At 50.1% G+C, this 7532-nt stretch carries 8 protein-coding genes; 3 read left to right on the top strand and 5 right to left on the bottom strand.

Features of this window, described 5'->3' with window-relative positions; translation table 11 throughout:
- Nucleotides 1-199: 199 nt before the first annotated feature.
- The gene (locus tag Q0620_RS03480; protein WP_298783231.1) at nucleotides 200-781 is read left to right on the top strand and encodes a TlpA disulfide reductase family protein; all 582 of its coding nucleotides are present in this window, start codon (nucleotides 200-202) and stop codon (nucleotides 779-781) included.
- Complete coding sequence (gene ftsY / locus Q0620_RS03475) at nucleotides 781-1644, top strand: signal recognition particle-docking protein FtsY (protein WP_298783230.1); 864 nt, start codon at nucleotides 781-783, stop codon at nucleotides 1642-1644. Before Q0620_RS03480 ends, ftsY begins: the two co-directional genes overlap by 1 nt.
- A gap of 240 nt (nucleotides 1645-1884) precedes the next feature.
- Here ftsY and Q0620_RS03470 read toward each other — a convergent pair whose 3' ends face one another.
- The 4 genes from Q0620_RS03470 to brnQ form a co-directional block, all read right to left on the bottom strand.
- Nucleotides 1885-2337 (bottom strand): hypothetical protein, encoded by a 453-nt coding sequence (locus Q0620_RS03470; protein WP_298783229.1) that lies wholly within the window; start codon nucleotides 2335-2337, stop codon nucleotides 1885-1887.
- A 24-nt stretch (nucleotides 2338-2361) separates the two neighbouring features.
- The gene (locus Q0620_RS03465; protein WP_298783228.1) at nucleotides 2362-3537 is read right to left on the bottom strand and encodes a hypothetical protein; all 1176 of its coding nucleotides are present in this window, start codon (nucleotides 3535-3537) and stop codon (nucleotides 2362-2364) included.
- Nucleotides 3467-3982, bottom strand: coding sequence for a hypothetical protein (locus Q0620_RS03460; protein ID WP_298783227.1), 516 nt, complete (start codon nucleotides 3980-3982; stop codon nucleotides 3467-3469). The genes Q0620_RS03465 and Q0620_RS03460 overlap by 71 nt, the downstream gene beginning before the upstream one ends.
- A 187-nt stretch (nucleotides 3983-4169) precedes the next feature.
- Nucleotides 4170-5501: a branched-chain amino acid transport system II carrier protein gene (gene brnQ, locus Q0620_RS03455; RefSeq protein ID WP_298783226.1), complete on the bottom strand. Its 1332-nt coding sequence runs from the start codon at nucleotides 5499-5501 to the stop codon at nucleotides 4170-4172.
- Nucleotides 5502-5711: 210 nt separating this feature from the next.
- On the opposite strand from brnQ, the gene radA reads away from it, so the two are divergent.
- Nucleotides 5712-7061 (top strand): DNA repair protein RadA, encoded by a 1350-nt coding sequence (radA, locus tag Q0620_RS03450; RefSeq protein ID WP_298783225.1) that lies wholly within the window; start codon nucleotides 5712-5714, stop codon nucleotides 7059-7061.
- Nucleotides 7062-7329: 268 nt separating this feature from the next.
- Here radA and Q0620_RS03445 read toward each other — a convergent pair whose 3' ends face one another.
- Nucleotides 7330-7455: a hypothetical protein gene (locus Q0620_RS03445; protein ID WP_298783224.1), complete on the bottom strand. Its 126-nt coding sequence runs from the start codon at nucleotides 7453-7455 to the stop codon at nucleotides 7330-7332.
- Between the last annotated feature and the right edge of the window lie 77 nt (nucleotides 7456-7532).

Genomic DNA, 7532 nt, shown 5'->3' with positions numbered 1-7532 from the left:
AAAAATTTCACCAGCCCCTCTATGCGCCTTAAAAGCACGTAATGCTCGCATCTAGCAGCGCGCGCGGTGTGAGATTTTAGACGCGATTTGCAAATTGCTCTAAATTCATTCTTTTGCATGGCTTAAGCCTTTTATAAAATTTTAACGCTTATTTTAGCTAGTTTTTGTATAATCTTGCGATTAAATTTTAAGGTTTATTATGAAATTTCGTTTTTTTCTAGCGCTTTTTACGGCTTTTTTCTTTCTTGCAGGTTGCGGCGATGATGAGGATAAAAAATCAAGCGATACCCCGACCGAGGCCAACACCACGCAGCCGCAGTCCGAAACCGAAGCCGTAATCCAGGTCGATTATACCGCTCCTTTTACACTTCAGCTAAGTAACGGCAAAATTTTAAATATGCAAAAGACGAAGCAGGGTTTTCGAATCGATAATAACTCCACCGTGACGCTATTTGCGTTTTTTACGCCGTGGTGCGACGCCTGCGCCGTGCAAGTAAGCGCACTAAATGCCGCCAAACAAGCCTACTCCGGCAAGCTTGACATAATCGGCGTGATGATCGGTGATGCAAATTTAGACGATGCAAAAAATTACGCAAGCGCGCACGAAGTAAATTACGCGATCGCTTACGGCGAAGGGACGGACTTTTTTACAAAGGCGCTAGGCGGCATAAACGAAGTGCCGTATATGGCGATCTACGACGAAAAAGGCGAGTTTAGCGCGCAATATTTCGGGCTGATGCCGGAAGAAATTTTAATGACCGAATTGGAGAAAATTTTCTGATGTTCGAATTTTTTAAAAAAGGGCTTAGCAAGACCATAGACGCGATGCGAGGCGCGAAAAGCGAAGATAAAATTTCAAAAGAAATCCTAGAAGAGATGCTGCTTGAAGCCGACGTAGGCTACGAGCTTGTAGAAGAGATTTTAGAAAAACTGCCCGCAAAAAAGCTAGTCGCAAAAGACGATCTTAAGGGAATTTTGAAGAGCTATTTTGATTACGAGATCGCTAAAGCTGCAGATGAGAAGCCCTTCGTAGAGCTCATCATCGGCGTAAACGGCGCGGGCAAAACTACGACAACCGCGAAGCTTGCAAATTTATATAAAAATAGTGGACAGAGCGTGATTTTAGGCGCATGCGACACCTTTCGCGCGGGCGCGGTCGAACAGCTACGCAAATGGGCGCAAATTCTAAATTTGCCGATCGTAGCGACCGCGCAGGGGCACGATCCTGCTGCCGTGGCGTTTGACACCGTAAGCTCGGCAAGTGCCAAAAACATCGATCGTGTCCTGATCGACACCGCCGGACGCCTTCAAAATCAGAAAAATTTAGCCGCGGAGTTAGAGAAGATCGTGCGAATATGTGATCGCGCAAAAAGCGGCGCACCGCACCGAAAGATCATCGTGCTCGACGCCACTCAGGGCAATCACAGCGTCGCGCAAGCTAGGGCATTCAACGAGATTGTGAAGCTCGACGGCATCATCATCACGAAGCTCGACGGCACGCCCAAAGGCGGCGCACTTTTTGCCATAGCGCGCGAGCTGCGGCTGCCGATACTTTTCGTCGGCGTGGGCGAGCGGATGGAGGATTTGGCGGAATTTAACTCGGATGAGTTCGTAGAGACGCTTGTGGAGGGAATTTACGCTTAAACTCTGCGTGTCTGCGTAAATTTATATTCATATTCTCGCCAAAGAAGTTTAAATTTACGCGCCGAAATGCTCGTCAAATTTTGCCGCTCGATTATCTTAGAATAAATTTTACTTAGAATTTTACGATTTTCGTTTTAGAATTTTACAAAATTTTAGCTCACGCACTGCATAAAAAACGCGCTCGTCCGCGTCCATTCGTATCAAAACATGTAGAATCCCGCCGCCCGCAACGCGGTGCGCTTATAAGAATTCCTCAATGATTTCAAGCTGTTTAAATTTTACGGTTATCCTCTGTCCGCTCGCAAAGATAAAATCATACTCGCAAACGCCTCTAGGCTTTAGCGAAAATTGATGAACTATCAGATCGTTATTTTTAAAGCTCTTGTCGTCCGTTTTGAAGCGGACGGCTAGGACGTTTTTGAAAACAAATTTAAAATTTCTATCTCGGTAGGGCGATAAAAATTTCATCGTCAGTCTATCTTCGTTTTTTAAAATGTCAAATTTAAATTCAGCCAAAACGGCGTCGTGAAGGGTTTCTTTCGTATTAAACAGATACCTTTTCGTATCCAATACAAACTGCCTGATAGGCTTTGCTATTTCGTTTTCATTCTTGCGAAGCGACTTAAAATAATCGTCAAAATACCAGATATCGCCCTTTCTTTTTATTTTCGCCGTGATCATTCGTCCGTCCATTTGCGCGTTTTTCTTAAATTTTATTCACGTGCACTGCATAAAAAACGCGCTCGCCCGCGTCTGCTCGCACCAAAACACATATAAAATCCCGCCGCTGCCAAACATCACCTCGCCGCCTTGCTCGCAGCTTGGAAGCTCGCTATCAAGCTGCATCAAAAACTCCATCTTTTCGCCGCATATCGGACACGTCGGCACCGAGGCGCCCTGTATCCACGAAGGCTCGCCGCCAATGCGCGCGAGGTTTTGCCTGCTGTTTGACATCCCCCAATCCTGATCCGCCCAGCGCGCGGGCATAGGCGCAAGCGCAATCTCGCACTCCATTATCGGCTCGTCCTGCACGTATTCTACCTGCGTCCTGCCTCCGATACGTCGCGGCATACCCTGCGCGTCGTGCTCGTAAAATACTACCTCACCCTCGTTTATCTCTCTGACGTGCGCGGCGAGGATTAGGCGCGGCAACGATCGCACGGGCAAGTCGCGGGGCGGCGGATCAAGCGTGATGAGATGAAATAGCGGATTTTGCGCATCGCCGTCCGCCTCGTCCAAAACCCCGCCTAGCCTATATCTCGCCTCGCTGCCCTCAAACCGCCAGGTCGGATGATGCTTCGCCAGATGCGGCGCATAGGGCGCGCCGAAATACCCGCGCGGAAAGATTATGTGATACGCGCGCTGGCTGCAGTATCTTTTGAGCCTGAATTTCTCGCCGCCAAAGCAAATTTCATCGTTCGGCGCTTTTTGTGATTTATCAGTGCTGTGTTCGTTTGAGTTAAATTTAGAGCCGTGTTCAGCCGCAGCCGCTTTAAAATTTTCGCTCGTTTGAGCTGGCTTGGAGTCGCCGTGTTTGAGCGCATCCACTTTTAAAATTTCATCCGGCGCCGCTTTTAGCGCGCCGTCTGCACCAAATTTAACCCGCTCAAAGGCAAATCCGACGACCTCCAGCCAATAGCCGATATAATCTAACAGGTCGCACGGGCGATCGAAAAAATCCTCTGCAAGCGCGAACTCGCAGGCAAATTTTACGTTTCGCGGATCGCGGGTTTGCAGCAGGCAGCTAAAAATTTTTTGCCGCTCATCCCTACTCGTCTGCGGATCCGCAAGCCTCTCGCGCCAGATTTGCGAGCTCTCGTAGCTAAAGCCCGCGCCACGGATACTCCGCGTAATACGCGCTCTCGTTCGGCTGCAATTTAAAAAGCTCGCCAAGATACGAGTGCAAAAACGGCGCGAACTCGAGACTTGCCGCAGCGATGACCTCTTCGGCGTTTTTCCAGCGCGCGCTTTTTTCATCTCTGCCGCGTTGCCGTGCATTTTTGCTTGCGCTTTCGTCCGCCCGCGCCGAGCGCGCATTCTCTCCCATCTGTGCCGCGCTTTCGTCCTGCTGCGTTTCGCACCCCTCTGCCGCCTCCTCGCGCAAAATTTCAACTGCCGTAGCGATCAAAGCTTTAAAATCCCCCTCGCCCACGTAGCCCATAGCGTCCTTTAGCAGCGTGCGGCCGTCCCTCCGCCCGCACAGCAGGCTATTCGCTAGCGTAAAATACGCCGCCGCATCACCTTGCAGCCGCCAAAACCGCTCGTATAAATCTGGCACTCTAAAGCCGTCACGCTTGAAATCTCGCGCTAAATTTAGTGCCTCGTCCCGTTTATCCATCTTGTTTCCTTATGCGATTTTATTTTGATAATTTTAGCGTAAATTTAAGTTAAATTTTGAAGGCGACTTATTTTATATGTCAAAATTCCGACAAAAAATACGAGAGATTAAATTCGGCGGCGAATTAAAATTTAGAAATGTGCCGAGCCCCATAGAGCCCGGCTAAATTTTAAAATAGCTTTTAAATTTAAAAGCTATCGTCTCTTTTTTCAAAGATCAGATGCAGCACGTATGTCACGGCGAAGGTCAAAGTGCTAGGCACGATCCAGCCGAGCATCGAGTCGTAAAACGGCATCATCTTCACAAACGATGTCACAAGCGGCACAGAAATCCCCAAAATATCAAGCCCGTTTATGACGCCCTCTACGACGCAGACATAGACGCAGGCGCGGTAAATCAGCTTGCTTGAATCGATCCACGGGTTGATCAGCGAGAGGATTATCAGCATGATCGAGATCGGATAGATGGCGACGAGGACCGGGATGGAGCCTTTGATGATGGTCGTAAGGCCGAAATTTGCGACTCCAAAGCCGATCACGCACCAAGCGATCGCCCAGGTTTTATATTTGACCTTGCCCTTCGTAAGCTCTTCAAAGTATTCGCTAGCCGAGCTTATAAGCCCTAACGTCGTGGTGATGCAGGCTAGGAAAAATGCGCTGCCTAGGATCACTACGCCCACTCTTCCGAAGTAATGATCGCTTACTCGCGACAGAAGCTCCGCTCCGTTGATATTCGGCGTATCCTTGAAAAGCTCCGCAGAAGTCGCGCCCAGATAGCCCAGCATAAAATATATCGTCATCAGTATGACGCCCGACATCATTCCTGCTTTTATCGTAGAGGTGACGAGGTGCTTCTCGTCGCTCACGCCGGTTGCTTTAATGGCGTTAATTACGATGATTCCGAATGCCAGCGACGCAAGCGCATCCATCGTCTGATAGCCCTCTACGAAGCCCTTTGCTGCGGCGTGGTCAACATACTCCCCGCTAGGAGCGACGAAACCTCCGATCGGAAACAAAAATCCCGCGCCGAAAAGCAGCAAAATAAGCGCCAAAAGTATCGGCGTGAGGTATTTTCCAAGCAGATCGACGAGCTTTGAAGGGTTCATACAGATGTAATAGTTCAGCGCAAAATATGCCGCAGAATAAATAAATAGCCAAATTTGAAGACGCTCTTCCGCAATAAAAGGTTTGATGGCGATGTCAAAAGGCATATTCGCCGCGCGCGGTATCGCAAAAAGCGGCCCGATCGTAAGATATAAAAGCGCAGTAAAAACGATCGCAAACACCGGATCTATGCGGCGCACCAGGCTCTGAAGCCCCTTGGCGCGCGCAATGCCTGCGACGCCGAGAACCGGCAGAAGCACCGCCGTAGCGCAAAAAAACATTATCGCGACATAAAAATTCTGTCCGGAATCTTTGCCTAAGCCCGGCGGAAAAATAAAATTTCCCGCACCGAAAAACATCGCAAATAGCGTAAGCGATATCGTCAAAAACTGGCTTCTACTAAGCTTGCCCTTCATCTTAAACCTTCTTTAAATAAAGTAAAGTTTGTATTATAGTTATAAATGTTTAAAACATATTTAAATTTAGCCTAAATTTAGCCGCAAATCCTTTGTTCCGTGATTTTTGATCTCGCAAACAGCACGCGGGGCGGCTAAAATTTTAAAAATTTTAAGTATAATTTCGCGAAATTCAAGGCTAAATTTAGACAAAATGAGCGAGGGATAAAAATGGCGAAAATTAAAACCACGATTTTTGAGTGCCAGCACTGCGGCAATCAGCAAAGCAGATGGCTCGGCAGATGCCCCGACTGCGGCGCATTCGATAGCTTCGTCGAGCTCAAGCCCGCTCAGATCAAAGCGCTAAAAGAGATCGAGGGCGAGCTTGCCCGCACCTCGTCCGCAAGCGCCAAAGCGATCAGCGAGATAGAAATCGAGCAAATTTCACGCATCGACACCAAGGATAGCGAGCTAAATTTAGTCCTCGGAGGCGGCGTCGTAGAGGGCTCGCTCGTGCTAATCGGCGGCAGCCCCGGCATCGGAAAATCCACGCTGCTGCTTAAGATCGCGGCAAATTTAGCAAGCGGCGGCCGCGCCGTGCTCTACGTAAGCGGCGAAGAGAGCGCTAGCCAGATCAAAATGCGCGCGCAGCGGCTTGGCGCGATAAGCGAGCAGCTGTTTTTGCTCACCGAGATCAATCTGGGCGCCGTGCTTGAAGAGGTGGAGCGCAGGGATTATAAATTTATCATCATCGACAGCATCCAGACGCTTTTTAGCGACAAAGCCCCCTCCGCGCCGGGCTCGATCACGCAGGTGCGCGAGATCACGTTTGAGCTGATGCGACTTGCCAAAGCGCGCGGGATTTCGATCTTCATCATCGGCCACATCACCAAGGAGGGCTCGATCGCGGGTCCGCGCATATTAGAGCATATGGTGGACGTGGTGCTGTATTTCGAGGGCGATGCGAGCAAACAGCTTAGAATTTTGCGCGGTTTTAAAAATCGCTTCGGGGCTACGAGCGAGGTGGGGATTTTCGAGATGGGGCCGCACGGGCTCGTAAGCGCAAAGGACGTCGCGAGTAAATTTTTCACGCGCGGCAAGGCGGTAAGCGGCTCGGCGATCACGATCACGATGGAGGGCACGCGCGCGCTCGTCGTGGAGATCCAAGCGCTCGTGTGCGAGAGCGGCTACCCCAAGCGCAGCGCCACGGGCTTTGATAAAAACCGCCTCGATATGCTTCTGGCACTGCTCGATCGCAAGCTTGAGATCGGGCTTGGCGGATACGACGTCTTCGTAAACGTAAGCGGCGGCGTAAAAATCACCGAAACGGCGTGCGATCTAGCCGTCGTCGCGGCGATCGTAAGCAGCTTCAAAAACCGCCCGATCAGCAAAGAAAGCGTCTTCATCGGCGAGGTGAGCCTAAACGGCGAGATCAGAGAGATCTTCAACCTCGATGCGCGCCTGAAGGAGGCCGCGATGCAGAAATTTAAAAACGCGATCGTTCCGATGAAGCCGCAAAACGCGCAGGGGCTTAAAATTTTTCACGCCACCGAGATCACGCAAATTTTAGATTGGATGTGAGACGGCGCGCTTCTTAGCCTCGGCTTGGCGGGCGGCGCAAGCGAGCGGAAATGGACTTTGAGCGGCAAGGGACGCGTTGCTTTTGCATGGGCGCGGCGAGGGGCGCAAGTGCGCCGCTTTTTGCATGGCTCACAAGCAAGCGCAAATGAGCTTGATCGCTAAAGCGCGATTTTTGGAATTTCACGTATCGTAGCGGCTCAAAAATTCGTTTGAGCTTTAAAACGGCTCGGCGACGGTGCGGTTAAAATTTAATCATTCGCGGCACATCCTAGTGAGCAAGATAGGCGCTTTGCAGCATAAATTTTAAAATTTTGCCACAATGCGGCGCAAAGCCAAGCCCGATAGGTCCTTGCGTCGCGCAAAATTCTATCGCGGCGCGCAGTACGTATCGCATAGAGCTAAGAGCCGATAAAATTTTAGCGGCGCCAAGCTCTCATGCGCGGGTGCGGATACCACAAGCAAAGTATCGCG

Source organism: uncultured Campylobacter sp. (assembly GCF_938017615.1).
GTDB lineage: Bacteria > Campylobacterota > Campylobacteria > Campylobacterales > Campylobacteraceae > Campylobacter_B.
Note: the sequence above shows the minus strand (reverse complement) of the source record. Positions and strands in the feature narration are given on the sequence as shown.